Source organism: Pseudomonas sp. DWRC2-2 (genome assembly GCF_049897885.1).
In the GTDB taxonomy this organism is placed as follows: Bacteria; Pseudomonadota; Gammaproteobacteria; order Pseudomonadales; family Pseudomonadaceae; genus Aquipseudomonas; species Aquipseudomonas azotoformans_A.
The window spans coordinates 518,545-543,279 of record NZ_JAFCXD010000002.1 but is presented as its reverse complement, the minus strand read 5'-3'; the positions used below and the strand labels follow the sequence as shown (position 1 = coordinate 543,279).

Annotated in this window: 35 protein-coding genes; 10 read left to right on the top strand and 25 right to left on the bottom strand. The window is 59.6% G+C overall.

Going from position 1 to position 24,735, the window contains the following annotated elements; translation table 11 throughout:
* Positions 1–127: 127 nt before the first annotated feature.
* From ACP7EW_RS11060 to tsaA, 7 genes are all read left to right on the top strand, one after another.
* Positions 128–451: a type II toxin-antitoxin system RelE/ParE family toxin gene (locus ACP7EW_RS11060; protein WP_177111003.1), complete on the top strand. Its 324-nt coding sequence runs from the start codon at positions 128–130 to the stop codon at positions 449–451.
* The gene (locus tag ACP7EW_RS11055) at positions 448–783 is read left to right on the top strand and encodes an addiction module antidote protein (protein ID WP_133074474.1); all 336 of its coding nucleotides are present in this window, start codon (positions 448–450) and stop codon (positions 781–783) included. The genes ACP7EW_RS11060 and ACP7EW_RS11055 overlap by 4 nt, the downstream gene beginning before the upstream one ends.
* Positions 784–964: 181 nt before the next feature.
* Positions 965–2,305: a 30S ribosomal protein S12 methylthiotransferase RimO gene (rimO, locus tag ACP7EW_RS11050; RefSeq protein ID WP_003231334.1), complete on the top strand. Its 1,341-nt coding sequence runs from the start codon at positions 965–967 to the stop codon at positions 2,303–2,305.
* A gap of 104 nt (positions 2,306–2,409) precedes the next feature.
* Entirely contained in the window at positions 2,410–2,883 is a 474-nt protein-coding gene (locus tag ACP7EW_RS11045) for a GNAT family N-acetyltransferase (RefSeq protein WP_033899933.1), read from the top strand.
* A 71-nt stretch (positions 2,884–2,954) separates the two neighbouring features.
* Entirely contained in the window at positions 2,955–3,665 is a 711-nt protein-coding gene (locus ACP7EW_RS11040; RefSeq protein WP_426217019.1) for an rRNA pseudouridine synthase, read from the top strand.
* A 70-nt stretch (positions 3,666–3,735) separates the two neighbouring features.
* Positions 3,736–4,197, top strand: coding sequence for a DUF1456 family protein (locus ACP7EW_RS11035; protein WP_032893248.1), 462 nt, complete (start codon positions 3,736–3,738; stop codon positions 4,195–4,197).
* 3 nt (positions 4,198–4,200) lie between these two features.
* On the top strand, positions 4,201–4,896 hold the full coding sequence (gene tsaA, locus ACP7EW_RS11030; RefSeq protein ID WP_426217017.1) for a tRNA (N6-threonylcarbamoyladenosine(37)-N6)-methyltransferase TrmO: 696 nt from the start codon (positions 4,201–4,203) through the stop codon (positions 4,894–4,896).
* 77 nt (positions 4,897–4,973) lie between these two features.
* Here the strand turns inward: tsaA and fpr are convergent, their stop codons facing one another.
* Positions 4,974–5,753 carry a ferredoxin-NADP reductase gene (gene fpr, locus ACP7EW_RS11025; protein ID WP_003189055.1) on the bottom strand — a complete coding sequence of 260 codons (780 nt, stop codon included), beginning with the start codon at positions 5,751–5,753 and terminating at the stop codon, positions 4,974–4,976.
* Positions 5,754–5,876: 123 nt separating this feature from the next.
* Here fpr and ACP7EW_RS11020 point away from each other — a divergent pair, with 123 nt between their 5' ends.
* Positions 5,877–6,803 carry a LysR family transcriptional regulator gene (locus tag ACP7EW_RS11020; RefSeq protein WP_003189054.1) on the top strand — a complete coding sequence of 309 codons (927 nt, stop codon included), beginning with the start codon at positions 5,877–5,879 and terminating at the stop codon, positions 6,801–6,803.
* A gap of 3 nt (positions 6,804–6,806) precedes the next feature.
* Here the strand turns inward: ACP7EW_RS11020 and ACP7EW_RS11015 are convergent, their stop codons facing one another.
* The 3 genes from ACP7EW_RS11015 to ACP7EW_RS11005 form a co-directional block, all read right to left on the bottom strand.
* A complete protein-coding gene (locus ACP7EW_RS11015) occupies positions 6,807–7,169 on the bottom strand; it encodes a diacylglycerol kinase (protein ID WP_003172176.1) in 363 nt (120 codons plus the stop codon).
* A 75-nt stretch (positions 7,170–7,244) separates the two neighbouring features.
* On the bottom strand, positions 7,245–7,895 hold the full coding sequence (gene erdR / locus ACP7EW_RS11010; protein ID WP_003189050.1) for a response regulator transcription factor ErdR: 651 nt from the start codon (positions 7,893–7,895) through the stop codon (positions 7,245–7,247).
* A gap of 139 nt (positions 7,896–8,034) precedes the next feature.
* Positions 8,035–8,754, bottom strand: a complete 720-nt coding sequence (locus ACP7EW_RS11005) for a tRNA-uridine aminocarboxypropyltransferase (RefSeq protein ID WP_426217013.1) — start codon at positions 8,752–8,754, stop codon at positions 8,035–8,037.
* Positions 8,755–8,933: 179 nt separating this feature from the next.
* On the opposite strand from ACP7EW_RS11005, the gene ACP7EW_RS11000 reads away from it, so the two are divergent.
* Both ACP7EW_RS11000 and ACP7EW_RS10995 read left to right on the top strand, forming a co-directional pair.
* Positions 8,934–9,374 carry a PA3611 family quorum-sensing-regulated virulence factor gene (locus ACP7EW_RS11000; RefSeq protein ID WP_426217011.1) on the top strand — a complete coding sequence of 147 codons (441 nt, stop codon included), beginning with the start codon at positions 8,934–8,936 and terminating at the stop codon, positions 9,372–9,374.
* A 275-nt stretch (positions 9,375–9,649) separates the two neighbouring features.
* The gene (locus ACP7EW_RS10995) at positions 9,650–10,762 is read left to right on the top strand and encodes a TIGR00730 family Rossman fold protein (RefSeq protein WP_426217009.1); all 1,113 of its coding nucleotides are present in this window, start codon (positions 9,650–9,652) and stop codon (positions 10,760–10,762) included.
* Positions 10,763–10,826: 64 nt separating this feature from the next.
* Here ACP7EW_RS10995 and recX read toward each other — a convergent pair whose 3' ends face one another.
* From recX to ACP7EW_RS10890, 21 genes are all read right to left on the bottom strand, one after another.
* Positions 10,827–11,294 (bottom strand): recombination regulator RecX, encoded by a 468-nt coding sequence (recX, locus tag ACP7EW_RS10990; protein WP_178954681.1) that lies wholly within the window; start codon positions 11,292–11,294, stop codon positions 10,827–10,829.
* A gap of 2 nt (positions 11,295–11,296) precedes the next feature.
* The gene (gene recA / locus ACP7EW_RS10985; RefSeq protein ID WP_003189042.1) at positions 11,297–12,355 is read right to left on the bottom strand and encodes a recombinase RecA; all 1,059 of its coding nucleotides are present in this window, start codon (positions 12,353–12,355) and stop codon (positions 11,297–11,299) included.
* Positions 12,356–12,439: 84 nt separating this feature from the next.
* Positions 12,440–12,940 carry a CinA family protein gene (locus ACP7EW_RS10980; RefSeq protein ID WP_033899920.1) on the bottom strand — a complete coding sequence of 167 codons (501 nt, stop codon included), beginning with the start codon at positions 12,938–12,940 and terminating at the stop codon, positions 12,440–12,442.
* 119 nt (positions 12,941–13,059) lie between these two features.
* Positions 13,060–13,617, bottom strand: a complete 558-nt coding sequence (locus tag ACP7EW_RS10975) for a glycoside hydrolase family 19 protein (RefSeq protein ID WP_426217005.1) — start codon at positions 13,615–13,617, stop codon at positions 13,060–13,062.
* A 6-nt stretch (positions 13,618–13,623) separates the two neighbouring features.
* Positions 13,624–14,631 carry a phage late control D family protein gene (locus tag ACP7EW_RS10970; protein WP_426217003.1) on the bottom strand — a complete coding sequence of 336 codons (1,008 nt, stop codon included), beginning with the start codon at positions 14,629–14,631 and terminating at the stop codon, positions 13,624–13,626.
* 9 nt (positions 14,632–14,640) lie between these two features.
* On the bottom strand, positions 14,641–14,853 hold the full coding sequence (locus ACP7EW_RS10965) for a tail protein X (RefSeq protein ID WP_133074481.1): 213 nt from the start codon (positions 14,851–14,853) through the stop codon (positions 14,641–14,643).
* Entirely contained in the window at positions 14,846–15,229 is a 384-nt protein-coding gene (locus tag ACP7EW_RS10960; protein ID WP_426217001.1) for a phage tail protein, read from the bottom strand. Before ACP7EW_RS10960 ends, ACP7EW_RS10965 begins: the two co-directional genes overlap by 8 nt.
* Complete coding sequence (locus ACP7EW_RS10955) at positions 15,229–16,383, bottom strand: hypothetical protein (RefSeq protein ID WP_426216999.1); 1,155 nt, start codon at positions 16,381–16,383, stop codon at positions 15,229–15,231. Before ACP7EW_RS10955 ends, ACP7EW_RS10960 begins: the two co-directional genes overlap by 1 nt.
* 6 nt (positions 16,384–16,389) lie before the next feature.
* A complete protein-coding gene (locus ACP7EW_RS10950; protein WP_010212704.1) occupies positions 16,390–16,515 on the bottom strand; it encodes a hypothetical protein in 126 nt (41 codons plus the stop codon).
* Complete coding sequence (locus tag ACP7EW_RS10945; protein WP_426216997.1) at positions 16,512–17,084, bottom strand: phage tail assembly protein; 573 nt, start codon at positions 17,082–17,084, stop codon at positions 16,512–16,514. The genes ACP7EW_RS10950 and ACP7EW_RS10945 overlap by 4 nt, the downstream gene beginning before the upstream one ends.
* A 49-nt stretch (positions 17,085–17,133) precedes the next feature.
* Entirely contained in the window at positions 17,134–17,640 is a 507-nt protein-coding gene (locus tag ACP7EW_RS10940; RefSeq protein ID WP_426216995.1) for a phage major tail tube protein, read from the bottom strand.
* Positions 17,640–18,806: a phage tail protein gene (locus ACP7EW_RS10935; protein WP_426216993.1), complete on the bottom strand. Its 1,167-nt coding sequence runs from the start codon at positions 18,804–18,806 to the stop codon at positions 17,640–17,642. The genes ACP7EW_RS10940 and ACP7EW_RS10935 overlap by 1 nt, the downstream gene beginning before the upstream one ends.
* A 2-nt stretch (positions 18,807–18,808) precedes the next feature.
* Entirely contained in the window at positions 18,809–18,982 is a 174-nt protein-coding gene (locus tag ACP7EW_RS10930; protein WP_426216990.1) for a hypothetical protein, read from the bottom strand.
* A gap of 87 nt (positions 18,983–19,069) precedes the next feature.
* A complete protein-coding gene (locus ACP7EW_RS10925) occupies positions 19,070–19,630 on the bottom strand; it encodes a DUF4376 domain-containing protein (RefSeq protein ID WP_426216988.1) in 561 nt (186 codons plus the stop codon).
* 3 nt (positions 19,631–19,633) lie between these two features.
* Positions 19,634–21,148, bottom strand: coding sequence for a phage tail protein (locus tag ACP7EW_RS10920; protein ID WP_426216986.1), 1,515 nt, complete (start codon positions 21,146–21,148; stop codon positions 19,634–19,636).
* Positions 21,149–21,778: a phage tail protein I gene (locus ACP7EW_RS10915; RefSeq protein WP_426216984.1), complete on the bottom strand. Its 630-nt coding sequence runs from the start codon at positions 21,776–21,778 to the stop codon at positions 21,149–21,151.
* Entirely contained in the window at positions 21,775–22,770 is a 996-nt protein-coding gene (locus ACP7EW_RS10910) for a baseplate J/gp47 family protein (protein WP_426216982.1), read from the bottom strand. Before ACP7EW_RS10910 ends, ACP7EW_RS10915 begins: the two co-directional genes overlap by 4 nt.
* Positions 22,767–23,099, bottom strand: coding sequence for a phage baseplate protein (locus ACP7EW_RS10905; protein ID WP_426216980.1), 333 nt, complete (start codon positions 23,097–23,099; stop codon positions 22,767–22,769). The genes ACP7EW_RS10910 and ACP7EW_RS10905 overlap by 4 nt, the downstream gene beginning before the upstream one ends.
* Before the next feature lie 9 nt (positions 23,100–23,108).
* On the bottom strand, positions 23,109–23,720 hold the full coding sequence (locus ACP7EW_RS10900; protein WP_426216978.1) for a phage baseplate assembly protein V: 612 nt from the start codon (positions 23,718–23,720) through the stop codon (positions 23,109–23,111).
* 3 nt (positions 23,721–23,723) lie between these two features.
* Positions 23,724–24,239 carry a hypothetical protein gene (locus ACP7EW_RS10895; protein ID WP_426216976.1) on the bottom strand — a complete coding sequence of 172 codons (516 nt, stop codon included), beginning with the start codon at positions 24,237–24,239 and terminating at the stop codon, positions 23,724–23,726.
* A gap of 21 nt (positions 24,240–24,260) precedes the next feature.
* The gene (locus ACP7EW_RS10890; RefSeq protein WP_426216974.1) at positions 24,261–24,605 is read right to left on the bottom strand and encodes a phage holin family protein; all 345 of its coding nucleotides are present in this window, start codon (positions 24,603–24,605) and stop codon (positions 24,261–24,263) included.
* Positions 24,606–24,735: the final 130 nt, after the last annotated feature.

The window sequence follows — 24,735 nt, the reverse complement described above, 5'->3', positions numbered from 1 at the left end:
CTGCCTTAGCGGCACATGCAGGCAGTCCCCGCTGGCTTATCCGATCAATAAACCATGCTCCTGCATGGCCCGCCCAGTCGATATAGAAACTCAATCATCGACTTGTCTCTTTTAAGGTACAGTCCTCATGTACGAAGTGAAACACGTACTCTCCGTCAATGGCGTGGATATCTACCAAGCTTGGCTAGATACCGTGCAAGACACGCGTTCAAAAGCAAGAATCACCACGAGAGTGGACCGAGCGGCGCTTGGACACTTTGGCATTGCCGAGCCGGTGGGTGATGGGGTGTTTGAGATGAAGCTCGACTTCGGTCCCGGGTTTCGCGTGTATTACGCAATCCAGGATCGAAAAATTGTTTTCCTATTGGGCGGTGGCTCAAAGGCCAGACAGCAGAACGACATCGATCAGGCCAAGGCCCTCTGGAAATCTTACAAGGTGCAGCAAAAATGACTATTCGCACTCGTTCTCATGAAGACAGCGTGCTTGAAATGCTTCGAAACGACGAAGCCTTCGCCCTCGAATACCTTTCTGTCGCGCTTGAGGAAATCGATGAGGCAGGGGGGGAGGATGCATTCCTGGTCGCTGTCCGTCGTGTGGCAGAAGCGCGCGGCGGGATGCTCAGCTTGTCGCAGAATACGGGGCTCAATCGAGCAAATCTCTACAGATCCATCGCCGTTGGCGGCGACCCTAAGCTCTCCACCCTTCTGAAAGTGCTTCAGGCGTTAGGTGTAGGCATGTCTAAAGTTGTATCGCACCGCACGGAGCAAGACGTTCGGGCTTAAGAGCGGAGCAGCGGTTGTGGGAATGCGTCCATGCAGCACTCGTCGCATTTCCCTGCATAAAGCTGGTCAAGTGCGTTGCCCGTCGCTAGAATTGCGCACTTTTTGATCAGAGGCGCACCAAGCGCCCGTCCGCAGCCTTGTCGTGCCCGACTGGCGGCGTCATTCAATACCGAGGTTAGACATGTCCACCACCATCGCAAAAGCCAACCCCAAGGTTGGCTTTGTTTCCCTGGGTTGCCCGAAGGCGCTTGTCGACTCCGAGCGCATCCTTACGCAACTGCGTATGGAAGGCTACGACGTTGTGTCCACTTACCAGGACGCTGACGTGGTGGTGGTCAACACCTGCGGCTTCATCGATTCGGCCAAGGCGGAATCCCTGGAAGTGATCGGCGAAGCGATCAAGGAAAACGGCAAGGTCATCGTGACCGGCTGCATGGGCGTGGAAGAAGGCAATATCCGCAACGTGCACCCGAGCGTGCTGGCGGTAACCGGTCCGCAGCAGTACGAGCAGGTGGTCAATGCCGTGCACGAAGTGGTGCCACCGCGCCAGGACCACAACCCGCTGATCGACCTGGTGCCGCCGCAAGGCATCAAGCTGACCCCGCGCCACTACGCGTACCTGAAGATTTCCGAAGGCTGCAACCACAGCTGCAGCTTCTGCATCATCCCGTCGATGCGCGGCAAGCTGGTCAGCCGTCCGGTCGGCGACGTGCTCGACGAGGCCCAGCGCCTGGTCAAGTCCGGCGTCAAAGAGCTGCTGGTGATCTCCCAGGACACCAGCGCTTATGGCGTCGATGTGAAATACCGCACCGGCTTCTGGAACGGCGCGCCGGTGAAAACCCGCATGACCGAACTGTGCGAAGCCCTCAGCAGCCTGGGCGTGTGGGTGCGCCTGCACTACGTCTACCCGTACCCGCACGTGGACGAGCTGATCCCGCTGATGGCCGCCGGCAAGATCCTGCCGTACCTGGACATCCCGTTCCAGCACGCCAGCCCCAAAGTGCTCAAGGCCATGAAGCGCCCGGCGTTCGAAGACAAGACCCTGGCGCGCATCAAGAACTGGCGTGAGATCTGCCCCGAGCTGATCATCCGCTCGACCTTCATCGTCGGCTTCCCCGGCGAAACCGAAGAAGACTTCCAGTACCTGCTGGACTGGCTGACCGAAGCCCAACTGGACCGCGTCGGCTGCTTCCAATACTCGCCGGTGGAAGGCGCCCCAGCCAACCTGCTGGACCTGGCCGTAGTGCCGGACGACGTCAAGCAGGACCGTTGGGAGCGTTTCATGGCGCACCAGCAGGCCATCAGCTCGGCGCGCCTGCAACTGCGCATCGGCAAGGAAATCGAAGTGCTGATCGACGAAGTCGACGAGCAAGGTGCAGTCGGCCGTTGCTTCTTCGATGCGCCGGAAATCGACGGTAACGTATTTATCGACGATGCCAGCGGGTTGAAGCCGGGCGACAAGGTCTGGTGCACCGTGACCGATGCCGACGAATACGACTTGTGGGCTGAAAAGCGCGACTAAGCCGTAAATAAACCGAAAAAGCCCCGCCTCTGGACAAGATGCGGGGCTTTTTTAGGTCTATCGTTTTGCCCATCGGCGCCAATCATCGGCAAGGGGCAGCGGGCATGCGTCAGCATTCGGTTATCCACACACCTAAAACCAGCGACTACACGCAATTGGCACAAATCTGGGAAGACTCGGTCCGTGCGACCCATGATTTTCTACCGGACAGTTACATCGTATTGCTGAAGAACCTGGTGCTGACGCGTTACTTGGACGCTGTGATGTTGATCTGCACCAAAGACCCGCGTCAGCGTATCACCGGGTTTGCCGGCGTGGCGTCGGGCAAGGTGGAGATGCTGTTCATCGCCCCCAAGCACCGGGGAGAAGGCCTGGGTCGGCAACTGCTGCGCTATGCGATCGAGCACCTGAACGCCGATCAGCTGGACGTCAACGAACAAAACCCCCAGGCCTTGGGTTTTTACTTCAAACAGGGTTTCGAAGTGATCGGACGCACGGAGCATGACGGCTTGGGGCAGCCCTATCCGTTGTTGCATATGCGTTTGCGCCAGGTGCAGCATCAAGCCAGTCAAGGCTAAATGAAATGGGGCCGGGATTAACCGCGCCCACACAGGTACAATAGCCGCCCCCTTTTGCTACGGCCCTTGTCATGACTGACCCCATACGCCTCTCCAAACGCCTTATCGAACTGGTCGGTTGCTCCCGTCGGGAGGCTGAGTTGTTCATCGAAGGCGGCTGGGTCTCGGTGGACGGTGAAGTGATCGACGAACCGCAGTTCAAGGTCACCACCCAGAAGGTCCAACTCGACCCGGACGCCAAGGCCACCGCGCCCGAGCCCGTGACCATCCTGCTGCACGCCCCGGCTGGGGTAGATGCCGAAACGGCCATGGCGTCGATCAGCGCCGATACCCTCTCGGAAGAACACCGCTTCGGCAAGCGCCCGCTCAAGGGCCACTTCCTGCGCCTCACCGCCAGCGCCGACCTGCAAGCCAAGGCCAGCGGCCTGCTGGTGTTTACCCAGGACTGGAAGATCCTGCGCAAGTTGACCGCCGATGCCGCCAAGATCGAGCAGGAGTACGTGGTGGAAGTGGAAGGCGACATGGTTGCCCACGGCCTCAATCGCCTGAACCACGGCCTGACCTACAAAGGCAAAGAGCTGCCGGCGGTCAAAGCCAGCTGGCAGAACGAAAACCGCCTGCGTTTTGCAATGAAAAACCCGCAGCCAGGCGTGATCGCGCTGTTCTGTGAAGCGGTTGGCCTCAAAGTCGTCGCCATCCGTCGTATCCGCATCGGCGGCGTGTCCATCGGCAAGGTACCGGTTGGCCAATGGCGTTACCTGTCCGGCAAAGAGAAGTTCTAAGCCGCTACCCTATTTCCCGACACCGCCTCTATTGCGCGGTGTCCTCAGTTGAATACCAGGATTGCCCACCATGATTCACAACGACGTACTGCGCAGCGTGCGCTACATGCTCGACATCAGCGACAACAAGATGGTCGAGATCATAAAGCTCGGCGGCATGGACGTGACCAAGGACGACCTGCTGACCTACCTCAAGAAAGACGAGGAAGAAGGCTTCGTGTTCTGCCCGGATGAAGTCATGGCTCACTTCCTCGACGGTTTGGTGATCTTCAAGCGCGGCAAGGACGAAAGCCGTCCGCCACAGCCGATCGAGACCCCGGTGACCAACAACATCATCCTCAAGAAGCTGCGCGTGGCCTTCGAGCTGAAAGAAGACGACATGCACGCCATCCTCAAGGCCGCCGAATTCCCGGTGTCCAAGCCTGAGCTGAGCGCGCTGTTCCGCAAGTTCGGCCACACCAACTACCGCACCTGTGGCGATCAGTTGCTGCGCAACTTCCTCAAGGGGCTGACCCTGCGGGTGCGTGCTTAAGCCATGAGCTACAACGTTTCGCCCGTCGGCTTCGTGCGCTCCTGTTTCAAGGAGAAGTTCGCCATCCCACGCCAACCGCAACTGGCGCCTGCCGCCCGTGGTGTGCTGGAACTGGTGGCGCCGTTCGACGGCGGCGAGGCTGTACAGGGCCTGGAGCAGGTCAGCCATGTGTGGCTGTTGTTCCTGTTCCATCAGGCGCTGGAAGACAAGCCACGCCTGAAAGTGCGCCCACCCCGCCTGGGCGGCAACACCTCCATGGGCGTGTTTGCTACCCGTGCGACTCATCGCCCGAATGGCATTGGCCAATCAGTGGTGAAGCTGGACAAAGTGGAGCCGGGACGGCTGTGGATCTCCGGGATTGATCTGCTCGATGGCACACCGGTGCTGGATATCAAGCCCTATGTCCCGTATGCCGACATTCTCGACACGGCGATCAACGACATCGCCAGCGCCGCGCCGCAGCTGATTCCAGTGCAGTGGCTGAAGACCGCCCTGCAACAGGCACAAGGCCATGCGCAGCGCCTGGGCGAGCCGTTGGTGGAACTGATTGATCAGTGCCTGGCACAGGATCCACGGCCGGCGTATCAGACGCCGGGGCCGGAGCGGGAATACGGGGCGCAGTTCTGGGATGTGGACGTGCGCTGGCACTATCCCGAGGCGGGGGTGATTTGTGTGCTGGAAGTGCTTCCCGCCCACTGAAGAAACCGGAAACAAAATGTGGGAGCGGGCAAGCCCGATCCCACATTTTTTAGATCAGTGTTGTTACTGACCCAGCATTACTTCTCGACGAACGCACGCTCGATCAAGTAATCACCCGGCTCACGCATCCGTGGCGAAACTTTCAGGCCGAAGCTGTTCAACACTTCGCTGGTTTCGTCCAGCATGCTTGGGCTACCGCACAGCATGGCGCGGTCGTCCTCGGGGTTGATCGGTGGCAGGCCGATGTCGCTGAACAGCTTGCCGCTGCGCATCAGGTCGGTCAGGCGGCCTTCGTTTTCGAACGGCTCGCGGGTCACGGTCGGGTAGTAGATCAACTTGTCACGCAGGGCCTCGCCGAAGAATTCGTTCTGCGGCAGGTGCTCGGTGATGAATTCGCGGTAGGCGACTTCGTTGACGTAACGCACGCCGTGGCACAGGATCACCTTTTCAAAGCGCTCGTAGGTTTCCGGGTCCTGGATCACGCTCATGAACGGCGCCAGGCCAGTACCGGTGCTGAGCAGGTACAGGTGTTTGCCCGGTTTCAAATCGTCAAGCACCAGGGTGCCTGTCGGTTTTTTGCTGATGATGATCTCGTCGCCTTCCTTCAAGTGCTGCAATTGGGAAGTCAGCGGGCCATCCGGCACCTTGATGCTGAAGAACTCCAGATGCTCTTCCCAGTTCGGGCTGGCAATGGAGTAAGCGCGCATGAGCGGGCGGCCGTTGGGCTGTTGCAGGCCGATCATCACGAACTGACCGTTCTCGAAGCGCAGGCCCGGATCGCGGGTGCACTTGAAGCTGAACAGAGTGTCGTTCCAGTGATGAACACTGAGGACACGCTCGTGGTTCATGTTGCTCATGTACGGGGGACTCCTGGAAATGGGTCTGCGCCAAATGTAGTTGCGCAATTGCACAGCATTCTAATGGCGGCGACAATATCTGTTAACTGGATTATTAAGATAAGGGTTATCGGTTATATCGATATGCGATTTACTCTCCGTCAACTGCAAGTCTTCGTCGCCGTCGCCCAGCAGGAAAGCGTCTCGCGCGCTGCTGGCCTTCTGGCCTTATCTCAATCCGCCGCCAGCACCTCGATTACCGAGCTGGAGCGCCAATCCAGCTGCCAATTATTCGACCGCGCGGGCAAGCGCCTGAGCCTCAACGCCCTCGGTCATCAGCTGTTGCCCCAGGCAGTGGCGCTGTTGGACCAGGCCAAGGAGATCGAGGACCTGCTCAACGGCAAGTCCGGCTTCGGTTCCCTGGCGGTCGGCGCCACCCTCACCATCGGCAATTACCTGGCCACGTTGCTGATCGGCAGCTTCATGCAGCAACACCCCGAGAGCCAGGTGAAACTGCATGTGCAGAACACTGCCCATATCGTGCATCAGGTGGCGCACTACGAAATTGACCTGGGTCTAATCGAAGGCGACTGCAGCCACCCGGATATCGAGGTGCAAACCTGGGTGGAGGATGAACTGGTGGTGTTTTGCGCACCGCAACATCATTTAGCCAAGCGCGGCGTGGCAACCATGGACGAGTTGACCCATGAGGCGTGGATCCTGCGGGAACAAGGCTCAGGCACACGCCTGACCTTTGACCAAGCCATGCGCCATCACCGTAGCGCGCTGAATATTCGCCTGGAGTTGGAGCACACCGAAGCAATCAAGCGCGCGGTGGAGTCGGGGCTGGGGATTGGCTGTATTTCGCGACTGGCCCTGCGCGACGCATTCCGGCGTGGCAGCCTGGTGCCGGTGGAAACCCCAGACCTGGACCTGGCCCGGCAGTTCTACTTCATCTGGCATAAGCAGAAGTACCAGACCTCGGCGATGCGCGAGTTCCTGGAACTGTGCCGCGCCTTCACCGCCGGGGTTCAGCGCAGCGACGAGATCGTGCTGCCGAGCATTGCCTGAGGGTTAGATCAGGATCACGGCCCAGACCAGGGTGATCATGGTCAGCGCAACGAATTGCGCGGCGCTGCCCATGTCCTTGGCGTTTTTCGACAGCGGGTGGCGGTCAAGGGAGATGCGGTCGATTGCCGCTTCGACTGCAGAGTTGAGCAACTCGACGATCAACGCCAGCAGGCACACGGCGATGAGCAAAGCACGCTCGACCCGGCTCACATTCAGGAAAAAGCTCAATGGGATCAGGATCACGTTGAGCAACACCAACTGACGGAATGCCGCCTCGCCGGTGAAAGCCGCACGCAGGCCATCCAGGGAATAGCCCCCAGCATTGAAGATACGTTTGATACCGGTTTGACCCTTGAAAGGCGACATAGACGTAGGCAACTGAACCAAAGAAGTGGGGAAACTAGATCACGCCAAGTCAAAAAAGCGTGAATCGATGACAGCTTAATGCTGCGAAATTGACTCAAGTTGTTGCAAGAGCAACGCCGCCTGGGTGCGGGTACGCACGCCGAGTTTGCGGAAGATCGCCGTGACGTGGGCCTTGATGGTGGCCTCCGATACGCTCAACTCGTAGGCAATCTGCTTGTTCAACAAGCCTTCGCAGACCATGGTCAGCACCCGGAACTGCTGCGGTGTCAGGCTGGCAAGGCCATCGCGGGCGGCCTTGGCTTCGTCGGACACGTTGATTTCTTCAAACGCTTGCGGCGGCCAGGACACATCGCCATCCAGCACAGTGCGTACGGCTTTCTGGATATCTTCCATCGCACTGGACTTGGGAATGAAACCGCTAGCGCCAAACTCCTTGGAGCGCACCACCACGTCGGCTTCTTCCTGGGCCGAGACCATCACCACGGGGATCTGCGGGTACTGCCCGCGCAACAGCACCAAACCGGAGAAACCGTAGGCACCGGGCATGTTCAGGTCGAGCAGCACCAGGTCCCAGTCGGATTTCTCGGTAAGGCGGGCTTCCAGCTCGGCAATGCTGGCCACTTCAACCAGACGGACGTCCGGGCCAAGGCCCAAGGTCACGGCCTGGTGCAACGCACTGCGAAACAGCGGGTGGTCATCGGCTATCAGGATTTCGTATGTGGCCATTGATTAAATGATCCTGTTTTTTAGGGGTGCCCTGATCGGCGCCCAGCATGCCCAGCGTAGCCTGGGGGGTCAAGCGCTACGCCCGTGGGCATTTTAGCGGGTTGCGGGGTTGGGGTGCCATCATGCAAACGTCGTCTGGTTATACCGTCGCAATATAGGGAGCAAGGCGCGTATGAACAGTATCCGTCGGATCCAGCGGCATCTGGAACTTGGCGGCCAGGTAATGGGTGCTGAACACATCCAGGTAGGCGTCCAGGACCTCACTGGCCACCAGGTCATCGGCCAGCTCAAGGCACAGAGCAGCGACTTCGGCGGTGCAGAAGTGGTCGTCGCGTTTGGAACGGCGCAGTTTGTAGCGCGACAGCTGCTCGGGCGCCAGGCTGAGCACCGGCAAATGCTCCAGGTAGGGGCTTTTGCGGAACATTTTGCGCGCTTCGCTCCAAGTGCCGTCCAGCAGGATGAACAGTGGACGCTTGCCCTCCTCTACCTTCACCTCGCTGACGACGCGCTCCGGAGCGACGAATTCGCCGGGGAACACGATATAGGGCTGCCATTGCGGGTCGGCCAGCAGTGTGAGCAGTTCAGGATCGACCTCGGTACGTGACCAGGCGAACGCGGTGGTGTCGTCGATCACATCGGCGATCAGCCAGCCTGTATTGCTGGGTTTCATGGGTTCCACATCATGCATCAGCAGGCACATCGCTGAAGTGGCGGCGACGTTGGGCCGCCAGGCACACAGGCAGTACTCAGGAATGACCCGGCACCCAGGGCAGCGTTCGGCACGCGAACCACGGTTGAGGAACGGCCGGACGGCACGGGCCAGACGCTGGGTACGCAGGCGGGAAACGGCGTGGCTCATCGGATGCGCCGGTGGGACGGGTAGATCGACACGGTGAAAACTCGTGGACGGCTGAAGTGGCGGCAGTTTACCAGCGATACGCCTGGCTGTAGTGGCAAGGGCTCACCTATAATTGCGCGCCACTGAACGCACAGCGCAGTGGCTGGTCTATGCACCAGTAACCGAATCAGGAGAGTTTCATGCTGCGTTCCATGCTGCGCCTTGTCGCCCCATCCGTCGCCCTCGCGCTGGTATTGCCCGTGTGCGCCCAGGCGGCCTCGCTGCTGGAGGCCCAAATGAACCGCAAGCTGCAAAGCGTCGCGGCTGAGAGCAACAAGGACCTGCCCCGGGAAATCGACGAAAAGACCCTGGAAGTGGCCTACACCGTTGAAGGCATGCAACTGATCGATCACCTGAGTGTCCTGCCCGACCGCGCCGAACAGATGCGCGCCAACCCCAAGGCGGTGTACTTCCAGCTCGGTCAGAGCGTGTGTCTGAACAAGGGCTACCGCGAGCTGATGGCCAAGGGCGCGGTGATGCGCTACGAAATCACTGAGAATAAAACCAACCGTCCTGTGGCCTCGGTGAAGTTCGCGGAAGCGGATTGCCCGGCACCGGCTGCGGCAAAAAAGAAAAAGTAACGGCTTGACCTTCGCGTGCTGCCGTTCGGTGGCGCGCACTCCCTCCGCTTCAAGTGCTTCCAGACAGCTAGACTCCGTATTGAGCGACCAATAAGTGGTTGCCAGCCAACGGTTTTCCGGCCCATGATCAAGTCATCCCAACCGTTCATCCACAGCGTTTTTCATGCTGTTCTGTAACATTTTCAGGGCAAAAGAAGGTTGCCCCCTGCGGCGAACAGCGACACAAGCAGTGTCGTCGCCTGCGGCGAAGGTGCCCTGCAAGAAGGAGAAGTTGAATGCCTTACGAACCGAATGACCGCCTGCTCCGACACTTCGAAGAACACGGCACCGACCTCACCCAGCAGGTCGACGCACAACTCCAGCTGATCGCCCCCAACAGCCCGAATATTCCCCTGTATCGCGACATGATCCTCACCGTGCTGCGCATGGCCCAGGACGACCGCAACCGCTGGAACGCCAAGATCACCCTGCAAGCCATTCGCGAGCTGGACAATGCCTTCCGCGTGCTCGAACTGTTCAAGGGCCGCCGCAAGGTCACGGTGTTCGGCTCGGCTCGCACACCGATAGAAAGCCCATTGTATGCACTGGCCCGCGAAGTCGGCGCGGCACTGGCACGTTCGGACCTGATGGTGATCACCGGCGGCGGCGGCGGCATCATGGCCGCCGCCCACGAAGGCGCGGGCCTGGAACACAGCCTGGGGTTCAACATCACCCTGCCGTTTGAACAGCATGCCAACCCGACCATTGATGGCACCGAGAACCTGCTGTCCTTCCACTTCTTCTTTACCCGCAAGCTGTTCTTCGTCAAGGAGGCCGATGCCCTGGTGCTGTGCCCAGGCGGTTTCGGCACCCTGGATGAAGCATTGGAAGTGCTGACCCTGATCCAGACCGGTAAGAGTCCGCTGGTCCCAGTGGTGCTGCTGGACGCGCCGGGTGGCGGATTCTGGCAAGGCGCCCTGGATTTTATCCGCAGCCAATTGGAAGCCAATCGCTACATCCTGCCCACCGACCTCAAGCTGGTACGCCTGGTGTACAGCGCCGAAGAGGCAGTGGAAGAGATCAACCAGTTTTATGCCAACTTCCACTCCACCCGCTGGCTGAAGCGCGTGTTTGTGGTGCGCATGAATCACCCGCTCAGTGAACGGGCATTGGCCCATTTGCAAGGCGAATTCGCCAGCCTGCGATTGAGTGGAGAGTTCCAGCAGCTCGCGTATACCGGCGAGGAACATGATGAACCGAGGTTCAGCCATTTGACGCGGCTGGTGTTCAACTTCAACGGGCGCGATCAGGGCCGGTTGCGGGAGTTGGTGGACTACATCAATTTACCGGAGAACTGGGCACAGGCTCAGGGCAAGGCGCAGCAGCGAGTGGCGCCGGAGCCGGCGTGATTTTCTGAGGGCAAAAAAAAAGACCCACTATTTTCATAGTGGGTCTTTTTGTTTGTTCAGAAGATCAATCATCCATGTCACGGCCGCTCAACAAGCGGCTGATCATTTCCATCGAAAACCCGCGATAGCTGAGGAATCGTCCCTGCTTCGCCCGTTCCTTGGCATCAATCGGCAGATGGCCAGAGAACTTGCGCCGCCAGGTGTCTTCCAACTGCGCCTGCCAACTGATCCCGCACTCACGCAGGGCAAGGTCGATATCCACTCGTTGCAGGCCTCGCTGACTCAGCTCTTCGCGAATACGCGCCGGGCCATAGCCCGAACGAGCTCGGTACGAGACAAAACTTTCGAGATAACGGGCTTCGGAAAGCAGCCCCTCTTCCGTCAAGCGGTCGAGGGCGCTTTCGATCATCTCGGGCTCTGCGCCGCGTTGACGCAATTTACGCGTCAGCTCGACTCGACCATGCTCGCGGCGAGCGAGCAGGTCCATTGCAGTGCGCCGAACGGCAACGAGTGTATCCAATACAACCGTCATCGTTAGATGTCAGTGTCAGCTTCTTCCACTTCTTCAACCGGCTCGCGGTTGGCGGCAGCTTTCACGTCTGGAGCGGCAGTCAGCAGCTTGTCGCGAATCTGCTTTTCAAGCGTGGCAGCGATGTCCGGGTTGTCTGCCAGGAACTTGGCCGAGTTGGCCTTGCCTTGACCGATCTTGCTGCCGTTGTAGGCATACCAGGCACCAGACTTCTCGACGAAACCGTGCAGCACGCCCAGGTCGATCATCTCGCCGTTCAGGTAGATACCCTTGCCGTAGAGAATCTGGAATTCGGCCTGACGGAAAGGCGGGGCCACTTTGTTCTTCACGACTTTAACGCGGGTTTCGCTACCGACAACCTCGTCACCTTCTTTCACCGCGCCGGTACGGCGGATGTCCAGGCGGACCGAAGCGTAGAACTTCAGCGCGTTACCACCGGTGGTGGTTTCCGGGCTGCCGAACATCACGCCGATCTTCATACGGATCTGGTTGATGAAGATCACCAGGCAGTTGGCGTTCTTGATGTTGCCGGTGATTTTACGCAGCGCCTGGGACATCAGACGGGCTTGCAGGCCCACGTGCATGTCACCCATTTCGCCTTCGATTTCAGCCTTGGGCACCAGGGCCGCCACGGAGTCGACCACGATCACGTCGATGGCGTTGGAGCGCACCAGCATGTCGGTGATTTCCAGGGCTTGCTCACCGGTATCCGGCTGGGAAACCAGCAGGTCGTCAACGTTGACGCCCAGTTTGCCGGCGTATTCAGGGTCCAGGGCGTGCTCGGCGTCGACGAACGCACAGGTGGCGCCCATTTTCTGCGCCTGGGCAATCACCGACAAAGTCAGGGTAGTTTTACCGGAAGATTCAGGACCGTAGATTTCAACGATACGGCCTTTTGGCAGGCCGCCAATACCGAGCGCGATGTCCAGACCCAGAGAGCCCGTGGAAATAGCTGGGATCGCCTGACGGTCGTGATCGCCCATACGCATTACGGCACCCTTGCCGAATTGACGTTCGATCTGACCCAGGGCCGCAGCCAAGGCTTTCTTCTTGTTGTCGTCCATTAAAGTCCTCACGTAATCAATAAGGCCGGGGCGGCCAACACCTGTATAAGTAGACAGTATTGTTCCACAAAGATCGGAGATCGCCTACCCCTGATTTTCTATTTCTGCTGCAGCTCGTCGCAACAAGCCCTCTAGCGCGGCCTTTACCGTTTGTCGGCGGACCTCGTCGCGGTTGCCGGTGAAGTGCTCAAGCTCGGCCGTGACCTCCTCGCCGACGCCGAAAGCCAGCCATACCGTGCCCACTGGTTTGTCCGGCGAACCGCCATCCGGTCCCGCCACACCGCTGACCGCAACGGCAAAACGCGCCAGGCTTTTTTCCTGTGCACCACGCACCATTGCCTCCACCACTTCCTGGCTGACGGCGCCGACTTTTGGAAACAACGTTTCCGGCACATTCAACTGGCGGGTCTTCTGGCGGTTGGAATAGGTGACATACCCCGCCTCGAACCAGGCCGAGCTTCCCGGAATCCGCGTGATGGCTTCCGCGATTCCGCCGCCGGTGCAGGACTCGGCAGTGGTGACGTGGGCATTGAGCACCTGCAAACGGCGCCCCAGTTCAGCAGCCAGTTGAGTGATTTCCTTCACGGTCGTCTCCAGTCGTGGGCGGGGGTTCGCCTACCCTACAGGAGCCAATCGCACGCGCAAGTGACGGACTGTCTCAAGACGCAAACGGGCGAAGGCACGCCTGTACAGTTCTCACACGTTTAAGAAACGCAAAACGCCGCCTTCGCCCGTGCCCACAGCCGCAAGCGATCCTCCAGCCCATTGAGCCCACCGTTGATACGCCGCGTGATGGTGGTGAACTGATCCTTGTCAGCCAGTTCATTCAGGCCGTTGCTCTGCCAGAACCAGGCCGCCGACTCGGCCGCCCATTGCGGTTGCTCCAGCAACGTCGGTTCTCGCAACAAACGCTCATCACCGAACAGGGCCTGGCTGCAGGCCAGGTAATTACGGCGCCCGGTAATCTGGATCAGCCCCCTGCCCCGGTACGTCTGGCCGTCGCCGTCCGCTTCGGGGGTGTTACCCAGGCGCACGGCCAATGCGCCGGTGTCGTACTTGCTCAAATAGGCATCACTGCCCAGTTCACGCACGTAGCGCAACTCGCCGGACTCATGACCGACCTGGGCGAGAAACGCCGCGACGCGCTTGGGTTGACCGATCTCAAACCTGGACATCGCCGTGTTCAGCGCGGGCAAAAAAACGCCCGCGCCAAGACGGGCTCCCGGCAGGATTTGAAGCAGTTGAGGCAGTGTTATCAGCATGGTTCCTCACTCGGCCGGGGACAAACCGCTGGCCTTGATCGCACATCGATAGCTCTCTTTGCGCTTGCCACTGGCAATCACACTCTTGATCGACCAACGCCCCTGCATAAAGCCAGGCCAAGACTCGTCCAACAGCAACAACCCTTCGGCGCCGAATGAGGGATTGCCAGGGCAGATCACATTGACCTGCATCCCTTCACGCCCCACCCGACGCATCTCGCCCTCAGCAGCAGTCCTGGCTTCAGCCTCGCTCTGGTAACGCTGCGTCATCACCTTGAACGGCGCGATACCCACGTCTACCACCTGTTGTTTACCGGCAGCGGCATCCCACCAGCGTGCTTGCGCGCCGGAGTAGGTCCCGCGGCTGGATTCAGTGAAGCTGGCAGAAATAAACGCACGATCCCCAGGATGGTTGTCGCGGGTGATCGACAACTGCACATCCGGCAAAACCTTGCCCGACAGCGATTTAATCTGCCCTTTACGACCCAGCACATACAGCTCGTCGACGGGCTTGGCCACCGCATCGAACCGCTTGGCCAACCGCGTCAAAAACGCCATGTCACTTTCGTTGGTCTGGTCGATATGCTGGATCTGCACGTCTTCCAAATCATGTGCCACACGCGGTGAGAAGCCATAGCGCGTGGTCAATTGGCGAAACAGCGCCCCCAGGCTGATAGGCCCGTGGCTGGCGGTTCGTCGTTTCTTGAACTCGGGCTCATCAAAAGGTGCGGCTGTCGCCACCAGCACCACGCGCAGCGGAAACAGCGATGGCGTTCGCTGAGTGATCTTGAACCGCCCTTTATCCACTAGCCCGGATTCCAGGTAGCCAACGCGCAGGCCGATCTGGCCGCCCAGGCTGGGCAGCCCTTCAAGGCCTTCGATGTCGAGGGTCAGCTTCAACTGATCGGACGCAAAACCCGCCAAATCGGTGTGCTCCCATTCCAATAACCGCTCATTGAGCAGCGCGGCATTGGCGCCGTAAATTTCCACCACCGGTGTAAATCCAAGTGTCATGGTGACTCCTTAGTCCCAGGCCGAAACCGGCTGCTTGGCAATAGGTTGTACCGACAGCTCGGGCACCACCACGGTGACGCCTGCCGGCAATACCACGCCCTGCTCGGCGAGTTGAGGGTTCAAGCGCCAGAGCACTTCCTCGGCCGCATCATCACAGCGACCCAGCTCGCGGTAGAGCAACAGGTTCACCGAATCCCCGGCAATACTTCTCACCCTACGCATTGACGAACTCCTCCAGCACCACGGACCAATTGATCACCATCGCCGTCCCGTCATCGATGACGCTGGACTGTTTTTCGTCCACCGACTTGAGGGTCCACAGACCCCAGCTAAGGCCCACGCCGTCGACCAGAGGCAACGGCACACGCAGGGTCTGCAGCGCACGCAATTCGTCCAGCCGCGCCATGCCCTGTGCCCGGGCGGCCTTACCCCCGAAGGTGAGCGTTTCGAGCGCCTGGCCGACCTGGCTGGATTTGGGTTTGCCGGCAATGATCTCCAGGCTGACCCAGCCACCGCTGCTCGCACGGTCAAGGGTGTCGTAGGCAAAACCCCGGGACAGCCCAAAAATAAACGAGCCCAATGCCATCTGTTGTCGCATCACGCCACTCCTGTATCGGTCAGCGCCGAGTCACGTCGCGTCGCCAACAGGCTGTCCATCGACAACGGCGTGAATTGGGCTTCAATCTGTTGCACCACCAGCGCCGCCAGTTGCTGATAGCTGGCCTGCTCAGGTGCGTTGATGGTGATTTGCGGGGCGAATGTCAGTTGGCGATTGTCAGCCTGGGCGTTGCTCAGTTGCTTGCTGACATCGGCGGGCGCGGCCAGGCGGTCGCTTGGCCCGAACAGCTTGTCACCCAGCCAGGCGCCCGCCTCACTGCCCAGCAATCCACCGATCGCGCCGCCGACAGCCGTGCCGACACCGGGTAAAACCAGGGTGCCGATGGCGGCCCCGGCAGAGGCGCCGGCCCAGGCACCACCCGCCGTGCTGAGGCCAGTGCCGACGGCCTTGACGTCACCGTCGCGTACGCCCTGGATCACGCCCAAGGTGGCTTCAGCGGTTCTCAAGGGCGCGAGCCGCCGAATGCCGACGGATCCAAGTGTGACAAATGCATCGGCCAAGGCACCCGCCGGAATGTCTGGCCGGTTGGGCGCTGGCGTTGCGGTGCTCGCCCCCGTAAAGGACTGAAAGCCTTGCGAGGTCGCCCCGCCCTGAAAACTTGCTGACGAGCCGCCCAACGCCTGGCGGCCTGGTTCGATCAGGTTGCGTACTCCTGCAGTTCGCCCGCCGATTTTTTTGCGACCTTTTATTTTTTTTGCAGCCGTATCTATGACTAGATCAATGGCTTTTTCTGCGGCCTTGCTTTTCAGCGCATCCCACAGCTCGCTCCAAACCGCCTTGATGGTACTCACCACCGCACCATCAGCCGGTTCCTTGGGTTCATCCTTCGGCGCGCTCGCGGCAACATCCGCTACCTTGGGCATCAGCGCATCGCTGTTGATGAACAACGTCGTGTTGAGCGTCTCCAACGTCTCGCGCAGTCGCACTTGTTCCTGGGTCAAGGCGTTGATATCCACACTGAGCGTGGCCAACGTGCCGTTCAACGCCCACTGCGGCTGCGAGGCAGCCTCCAGGCTTACAGGTGCCGCAGCGCTGGCGGAAAACGGTGCCAGTACATTGCCAAGGTCTGCGTCGCCGATCATCCAGCGCAAATCCTCCTGGGCGAGTCGGATCCCATAGTTAGTCTCTTGCATCCCGCTCTACTCCTGTTTTACGCCAAGGCGAGTGATCGCAATGTCGTAGCGGCGCAATGCTTTTGCGGCATCCCAATCCAGGATCTCCGCCTCATTGACCGAGTAAACCAGCGGCACCACATCGAGGATCACGTCGATGTCGCGTTGCGAAAGAAGTCCGCCGGTTGATTTAAAAAATCGTCGATGCGCTCCTGCAGCTCGGTCCAGTCAGGCACGGTGAGGTGGGCAAGATCGGGGATCATCAGGCCTGTGCAATGAGCGGTGATGAACTCGGCACGCTCTTTATTAGTGGCGAGTTTTTTCATCACCTTGGTGGCCCGCAGGGCGGGCATTTCCAGGGAAAACTCGGTGAAGACACGGCCGGCAGCGTCGAAAGGCTGCAGCAGTTGGATGGGCTGGTCGTGGGTCGATGCCGCTGGCTTATCGAGGAAGAACGACGCAGGACGTGTCGACATCTCATGTACGTATTGGGCGATGGTCACGTAGTCCGGGCGCTTGAGTTGGTCGAGCTCTTTTTCCGACAGGCCGGTGGCGAGTTTCGCCAGTTCGAAGAACTGGTCGTCCTCGTCCTCACCGGCCCGGGCCAGCGCGTCTTTTTGCGCGGCGTAGTACAGCGGCTTGAGTTGAACCTGCTCGATCGTCGCACCGGTATCGGCAGTGACTGGCGAGAGCAGGCGGTGCAGCGGTGGCATCCAGGCCATGGTGCAGCTCCTTGGTGAAGTATGGGGCGAGCGAACCCGCCCCGGGGGATCACGGCATCAGCACGGCGCGACGCGCATCGCCGAGGATGTCGAGGCCGTTGAGCACGAATTTCTGGGTGCGCACGTCGATGTCGATCACCGGAATGCCGTTTTCCAGGCGGTTGTAGGTGCGGCAGGAGAGTTCCAGGGTGGTAGTGGGCTTATCGCCCATTTTCAGCTTCGCTTCCTCCAGGGATTTGAGCTTGCCGCCCACGGTGTGGTAGGTGAAATAGGTCTTGCCGTCCTGGTCCTGACCGGCCTCGCGCACGTTGAGCAGAATGTCGTCCCCCAGGCGCACGCCCAACGCCAGCATGATTTCCGGGCCCGCACCTTGCAGGATCAACTTGGCACCCAGAACCTTGCCGCTCTTGGCCATTTCCTCGGCAATGAACCGCCCGCCGGACATGGGTTCCATGTCGAATTCAATTTTCGGCGGGGTGAACTCCTCAACCGTCGCGGACAACGGCAGGCCTTGAAGAGTGGCCGCAATGGCCTGTCTGACTCGGTTGATAAACATTAGAGAACGTCCTCCAGGAACTGCTCGATGATTTCATCGCGGGCATTGAGTTGATAAATCATGTGTTCGTTCGGCGCGTAGCGGCCGTAGTCGATGACGATGAACCAGGTGCCGTTCTTGTACTTCTCGACACTGTTCAATTCCGGGTGCAGGTACACGCTGCCGCCGGGGATGGTTTCATCGGCGACCAGGGTTTGCAGCCAGTCGTTGATGCGCTTGACCTCCTGATCCATGAAGGACTTGGTGAGGTTCTTGGCCATGGCTTTCTGCCCGGCCTTGACCAGCTTGCGGCTGATGGCATCTTCCAGGCCGACGTAGCTGATGAACTTGCCGGTGATGGAGCGGTTGCCCAGCAGCGAGAAGCCACCGAGGATGGTGCGGGCGTAGTAGGTCACGCCGTAGCGGTTGAGCAGGTCGCCTTCGGTGGAGGTGTCGAGGATGTTGTACTCGACGACGCGGGAAACGTCCTCGGCGAACGTCACCTGATTGCCTGGGCTTTCCCACTGCTTGACCTTGGCCAAGGCAGCGATAGCCAGGGAAGATGGCGCGAGGAACACGTTTTTCTTCGCCGCCTTGGAGTACACCGACGGCATGTTGTGCACCAGCAGGCAACGGTCAAAACCCAGATCGGCCCCGCCCAGTTCACCGCTGTAGGTCACTTGGTCAGCGACGCTTGCGTCTTTGCCGTCCAGCACCACACGGGCCTTGATGCGCTTGCCGAACGAGGCGAACTCACCAGCCACCGCCTTGGTGCCGGTGAAGCCTGGAGCGCCGATGATAGTCAGGTCTTCCGGCACGCTGGCTAGCGCCGCCAGGCCCAGTTTGCGACCGGTCACCGGCTCGTCGCCGCCGATCACGTTATTGAGCGTGTCCGCCGGGGTAGCGCCCTCTTCCACGATCACCACATAGACCGGCACCTTCACCACTTTGAGGATCTGGTACACCGCCTGGAACAGCGTGCCCGACTCCGTACCGGTCGGGTCCAGCAGCGCCTGGGTGGTGAAGCTGTTGATGCGGAACGGCGCATTCTTCGGGATCGACGCATGGGCCTTCGGCGCAGTGCCGACCAGGCCGATCACGTTATCGCCCAGGCCACCCATGGCCTCGGGGGATTCGGTGGCATTCACGGTGATGCCGTTGTGCTCGAAGTTCAATACCTCAGCCATGGTTAGTCAGCCTTCTTTGGGGTGGAGTTGAGGACGCTGGTCAGTTCCAGGCGGCCGGCGGTGCGCAGGGCGGATGCTTCGACGTCCAGCAGGTCAAGCTCCTCGCCGACGGAGGACCAATGGCCGCCTCCGGTGGGGAATGGGATGAGGACGGTGTAGGTTTGGCGGGTGGGCATGAGAGAGAATCTCCAGGCGAAAAAAAACCGCGGTGAGCGGTTTTGGGTGGGGTTGAAGCTATAAAAACGCCCCGGTGGGCGGGGTGTTTATGGTTTGTGTATTTGAGTGTTGACCGGGCTCGTCAGCGTTGCTTCTGGCCATCCTTCAAGGAGCAATGCTGCGTCAAAATCGCCTTCGGCCAAGATAGTTAGCAGCGCCTTTTCACGCGAATAACAGGCCTGAACATAGTCATCAACAGCCTCCGCAACGCCAAGTATTTGATTGGCTGAAAGTTTTACAAATGTACCGTCGGCCAACTTCCAATCAACGGAGTAATCGTTACTTCGTTGAGCCCTCAAAGCGGAGGCCGTGAGTTTCCCCTGAGTGTCCCGATCAGTCAGGATTTCCATTCCTTGAGTAGTAACTCCAGACACTTCATGACTATAGCGGGCCAATGCTATTTCAGATGGCCAATCGCGTTCTTTCGCTAGAGGATCAGACAATTGCAGCGTTCCAGATGAACTCAAAGTGATCAACTTTCCGAGCGATAGCCCTTCAAGCAGCGCCTCATATTCATTTTGTGAAACCTCAATCGAGTCCTTGGGGATATCTACATGCACGGCGGTGTTATAAAAGCCTTTTGTGCCCGAACTGTAAAAAACCTTCATGTGCTACCTCCCTATCGCAAACCAGCGTGCAGTGGCGAGCGAATCATACGACCCCGAAATTGCATCGAACCAACATACAAACGATGTCAGTGATTGCGTGAAAGAAGTACTGAAAAAGTGGTTAGGATCGCCTACCGCGCCACTGGATCCACGAATGCTTCCACTTATGTGATAAATCTCCTTCGTAAACGCAAGTGGAAAACTGATAGTTGCGGCAGCATCCGCCGGGGACGCTGCGCGAGCGGCTACTCCCCACTGGAGGATGATCCCGCCCAGCCAAGTGGGTAGAGCTAGGTAACCGTTGGCAGCCGCCAAATATGCAACTCCCATTCTGAGCTTCTTAGGCGTGATAAAAGCAGTATCGTCCGCTCCGGTATCTACCTGAGTTTGAGTAGCGACTTTGGCTGTGCCTTGGGTCATTTCAGTCGCCTGAGCAGCCAGTAATGCAAGTGCGGCAACATCGACGTTTCCTTGATTGATCGGCGCGTTCCAAGCCTTGATGCACCACATAACCGCCAGGTTTCGTGCACGCGTTTCCGTCGAAGTTCTTGCCACTCTGGACGCATCAAAAGACAAAGAACTTGCCTGTTTATCCATAACAGGGCCGTCGGCGAATGAGTTTGCGGTACGCTCAACAAGGGCAAATGCGCCACTGGCAGTTACTCCTTCACCGAGGAACTGATAAGCGGGAGATGGACTCGAGTCCATCCGCCCCGAGATATTTTGCAGGGCATCGAGTTGCAACGTTCCAAGCAGCCGGTTGGCATCCACTCCTCGCCCATGATCCCAGCCTCGAAAGAACTCACCACGCGACTCAGGTAACCGGGTATAGCCGGCAGCATCACCAGGCTCGTTGAATTTCTTCGCCAGATACTTCGCAAGGTCAGGATAGACATCGTCCTTGAACAAGCTGTTATCGACTTCCAGAAAACCGGGTGGAACTACGCCCATCGGAAACGGAACCATCACCCCAACGGGAAGTGCCGACGCCTTGGCAATCATCGCTGCGATCTCGGTCTTCGTGTAAGTACTTTTGGCAAGTGCATCAGCGACGTACCCCATCACCCAAGCCCGAGTCGCCTTCACCACCGTGTCATCAATCAACAACGTCACGATTGCAGCATTACTCGTCTCAAAGATCGAGCGAATATAAAACTCCTTCCCTGACCCCGACGTCGCCAGCACCGGCTTATACGACTCCGGATATTTGATGATGGCGTACAAAATCCCGGTATCCGTCCACAGCCCGGCCTCGCGCACGTACCAGCCGCCCACATCCGAGGGGATGGTGACTTCGGCCATCAGCCAGTTGGCGTTTTTCTCATCTTGAAACAACGCATTCAAAGGCCCGCGCCAGACTTCGCGTTTCAGCGCTTTTGCGCTGGCATCAGGGTTATAGACAGCGCCGTTGCCGTCGCCGACGGAAATCTGCGCCAGTTTGATCGGTACGCCCGCGGCCTTGCAGGCGGTTTCGTAGGCGATCCCCGCGTTGGTGAGCAGGGTGTAATAGTCAGCCATTTAGTGCTCCTGTGGATAAAGGGTGGTGGTTTCGACGGTGTAGAGGGCGGCCGCCATAAAGGCGCGACCGGAGGCCTCGACGCCTGCCAGCACGTTGGGGTAGATCGTGGTGAGTTCGCCGCACAGCGTGGCGGCGCCGATGCTGTGGCTTCCAGAAGCGCTAAGGCCGACGGAGATCGAGAGAATGTCGCGCTCGCTTTTGGCGTCGGCCAGGCGGCGGTCGAGTCGGGCATCGATGGTTTCGCTGTAGGGCAATTCGGTCCAGGCCCGCACGGCAAAGCTGTAGGGCACGCCCTTGGGTTTTTGCTCGTACCAGGCGCGTACTTCGGGGCTGAGTTGCAGACCTTTGGCGGCGTTCTCCAGGGCTTGGCGGGTGCCGGCCTGGCGTGCGGTGGGCCAGGCAAGTTTGACGGTCAGGCGCTTCTCGGCCTCGGGGGCCGTGGTGCTCCATTCGTTCACCGCGCGGTCCGCTGCCAGGTAGGGCAAGAAAGCAGCCGGTGTGCGATCCGGATCCATCAACTGTGGGAAAGGAGGCGTTACGCGCTCCAGCAACTGGCCGAAGCCTAGGTCCAGCGCCTTTTCCAGCGGTGAGCTATTGGCCGGCAACAGGCTCGCTTTAGGCTCACTCATAGCGTACGTACCTCCACCTCGACACCCATACAATACGGGGCCTGGAACGCCGTGCTGATGATCGGTTCCAGCGGTTCGAGGATCTGCAGTTGCGCGGCGCCGGCGCTGTGGATGGCATAGTCGATCCAGCTGGGGTCGACACGGCCTTCCAGGCGATGGCAGGAGTCGGCGTAGGTTTGCAGCAATTTTTGCGCTGCGACTTGGGTGAGTCCTGAATCCGGGCCGGCGTTGATCTTGGCGACCACGCGAATCTTGTAGCGCTGAATCTGCGCGCCTTGGACGCTGACCAGATCAGTCTCCGGTCGTACATCCGGCCGTGTGAAATGTCGCCGTACGCCGTCAAGCAAATCGGCGGAAGCCGTGCCATCACCTTCCCTTGAAAGCACGGTGACCATCACTTCGCCGGGGGCGGTGCGGCGACCGTTGCCGTCCTTGACCTGGGCTGCATAGCCGTCCGGGTCAAAGGTGTAGCTGACGGTCACCACACCGGGTGTGGCGCTTTGCACCTTGACCGACGGTCGCTCGCCAAGGGTGAATACCTCACGGCGATATTGCATGCGTGAGCCCGCCGCCGGAGCGTGTGGTGCCAGGTAGTAACGCAGGCGGGCGTCGTCGTCGCTTTCCAGAACAGGTGGCACGGGGGGAAAAGCGGCCGGGTCGCCGGGGTCGAGTACCTGGCGCTCCAGGCCCATGTCAGCCAGCCGCGCGTCCAGGTTACTGCCGGTGGCCCACCATGCCAGCATTTGTTTGATGCGAGCGTTGTACTTGCGTTCGTGGGTTTGCAGGCGCACGCAAAACGCTTCCAGGGCCAGGGTCAGCAGTTCGCTTTCATTGTCGAGGCTGACCTTGAGTTTGGCCGCGCTTTGCGGCGCGCGGGTGGCAACGTAATCAACGACGAAGGCCTTGAACTCGGCCAACAGCGGTTCGAACTCATCGACGGCAATGATGGCCGGTTCCGCCAGTTGGTTCTGGCCTGGGATCAACATGCTCATGTCACGACCTCGAAGGTTTGTTGGCGGTTTTTCCAGGTGCCGGCAAAACGCAGCAACAAACCCGCGCCCTGGCGGGTAGCGACGATGACCTGGGGTTGAAAGTCGGCGATGCCGTTCTGGGTGTTGTAGAACGCCTGGGCGGCGTGGCTTTGGGCGAGGATCAGCACGTCATCGCCCAGGTTCTGGCCGAGCAATTGCGGGATCAACGAGCCGTACAGCGGGCGTTTCTGGCGAGTGCCCACGGGGGTGGTCAGCGCTCGGGTGGCGCGCTGCACGAATTGCAGCCAGTCGTCGACGGCGGCCCCGGTGTTCCTATCGATTCCGATCATGGCAAATCCTTATGCGCTACTGATCACACGGCCCTGGTGATCCACCACCGGGCCGCTCAAATGCACGCCGGCGGCATCCAGCAGCACGCCGGTGGCGCCAAGTTGCAGCGTGATGCTCTGGGCGTTCAGGGTGAGGCTGGCGGCGCCGACGTTGACGTCAACCTGCTCGCGAGAGCCGCTGAACATCGTCGGGCCGTTGACCCAGTTGAAAATGTGGCTGGCGTCGTCGTACTCGCTTTGGGTGCCGTCCTGATGGCGACGCCGTGTCAGTGAAGCGACGCCGGACACAGGCGGAAAAAGACTACTGTTGAGCCCGAATAAGGCGACGGACTGAGCGCCCCCTTCCCCGCCACCGTAATTGAGCAGCAAGCATTGTTCGCCCACGGAGGGAATGCGGGTTTCGGTCTGCGCCCCCGCACTTGGGTTGAAAAACTTGATCGCCGGGCTGAGCAAATCACCGTGGCTGACCTTGCAGGTATTACTCGCGGCGTCGACCTCCTGGCACACGCCAATCCGGCAGAAGCTTTCGGCACGCCGATACAGGTCTTCCAGCTGGGCTTCCATTTCTGCCAGGCGCTCGACAATCGGCCCCAGTTGCATGCGTAGCAATGCATCGAACATGGACTACTCCTGCAGCGGGCGATATTGATCCGGATCGTTGATGTCGGAGACTTCCCAAGTGCGGGCAAACAAGGGCTTGCCTGTGGGATCTTCGAGCAGCAATGGTCCGAGATAGAGGTTTTGGGTGAAGGAAACCATCCAGGTGTCGTAGTCCGTTTCTACACCGCTGAGTGCGGAAGGCGCTGCGACAATCGCGTTGGGCAAATCGCACTGATCAGGCGGCAGGCCCCAGCGGTTATCCAAGGCCAGGTCCATCAATTGGCTGGCCAGGTCGCAGGCATCAAAGGCTGCCGACCCGCTGGCAACCATGGCCTTGAGTGAAACCGACAAGGCGTGCGCCTTGCGCCCTGCAAAAGAGCGCACGCCGGGGCCATTGCGCTCCACGCTGATCAAAATGCCAGCTTTATCGCCTGTTCCGGGAAAGTCATGGTGATTGCCTACGTGCAGCTGTGGGAAAGCGCTCTTCAGCACGTCCCCAATTGCCGCAGGTAGCTGGGAAGGTTTTTCGAGAAGTGTCATCTGCTTGCATCCTTGCAGCGGTTACTGCTGATCCGGGCGAGAGGTTGGGGTCTCGTTGACCCCGATGCGCCTGGCCGCCCAGCGTTCATAAAGGCCGATGGCCACGTCCGCACCGGCCATGGCCGTCAGGCAGCCAATGGCGCCAGCGGTCCAGATCGACATGCCGGCGGCGTAGCACAGCATCAATGCCGAGACTCCGCAGACCATGCATGCCCCGGACCGCAGCGCCAGGCGCCGGATCAGTGACCAACCACGGGCGCCCTCCTTGTCGGCGCGCCACATTTCGCCGGATACACCGCCAATCAGCGCCAGTACGATCACCAGCCAGATAGGCATTTCCGCTAACGCTTGCTGCTCGTTTGTCATGTCACGCCTCCTGGCTGAGCACTACCGGCACGGGGCCGGCTCTTGGGTAAATCCATGGGTAGGTAGGCATTCCAAAAAGCCCGGTTGCCCGGGCTTTTCAGTAATGCGGTCCTCAGTCGATCTTTCGGCG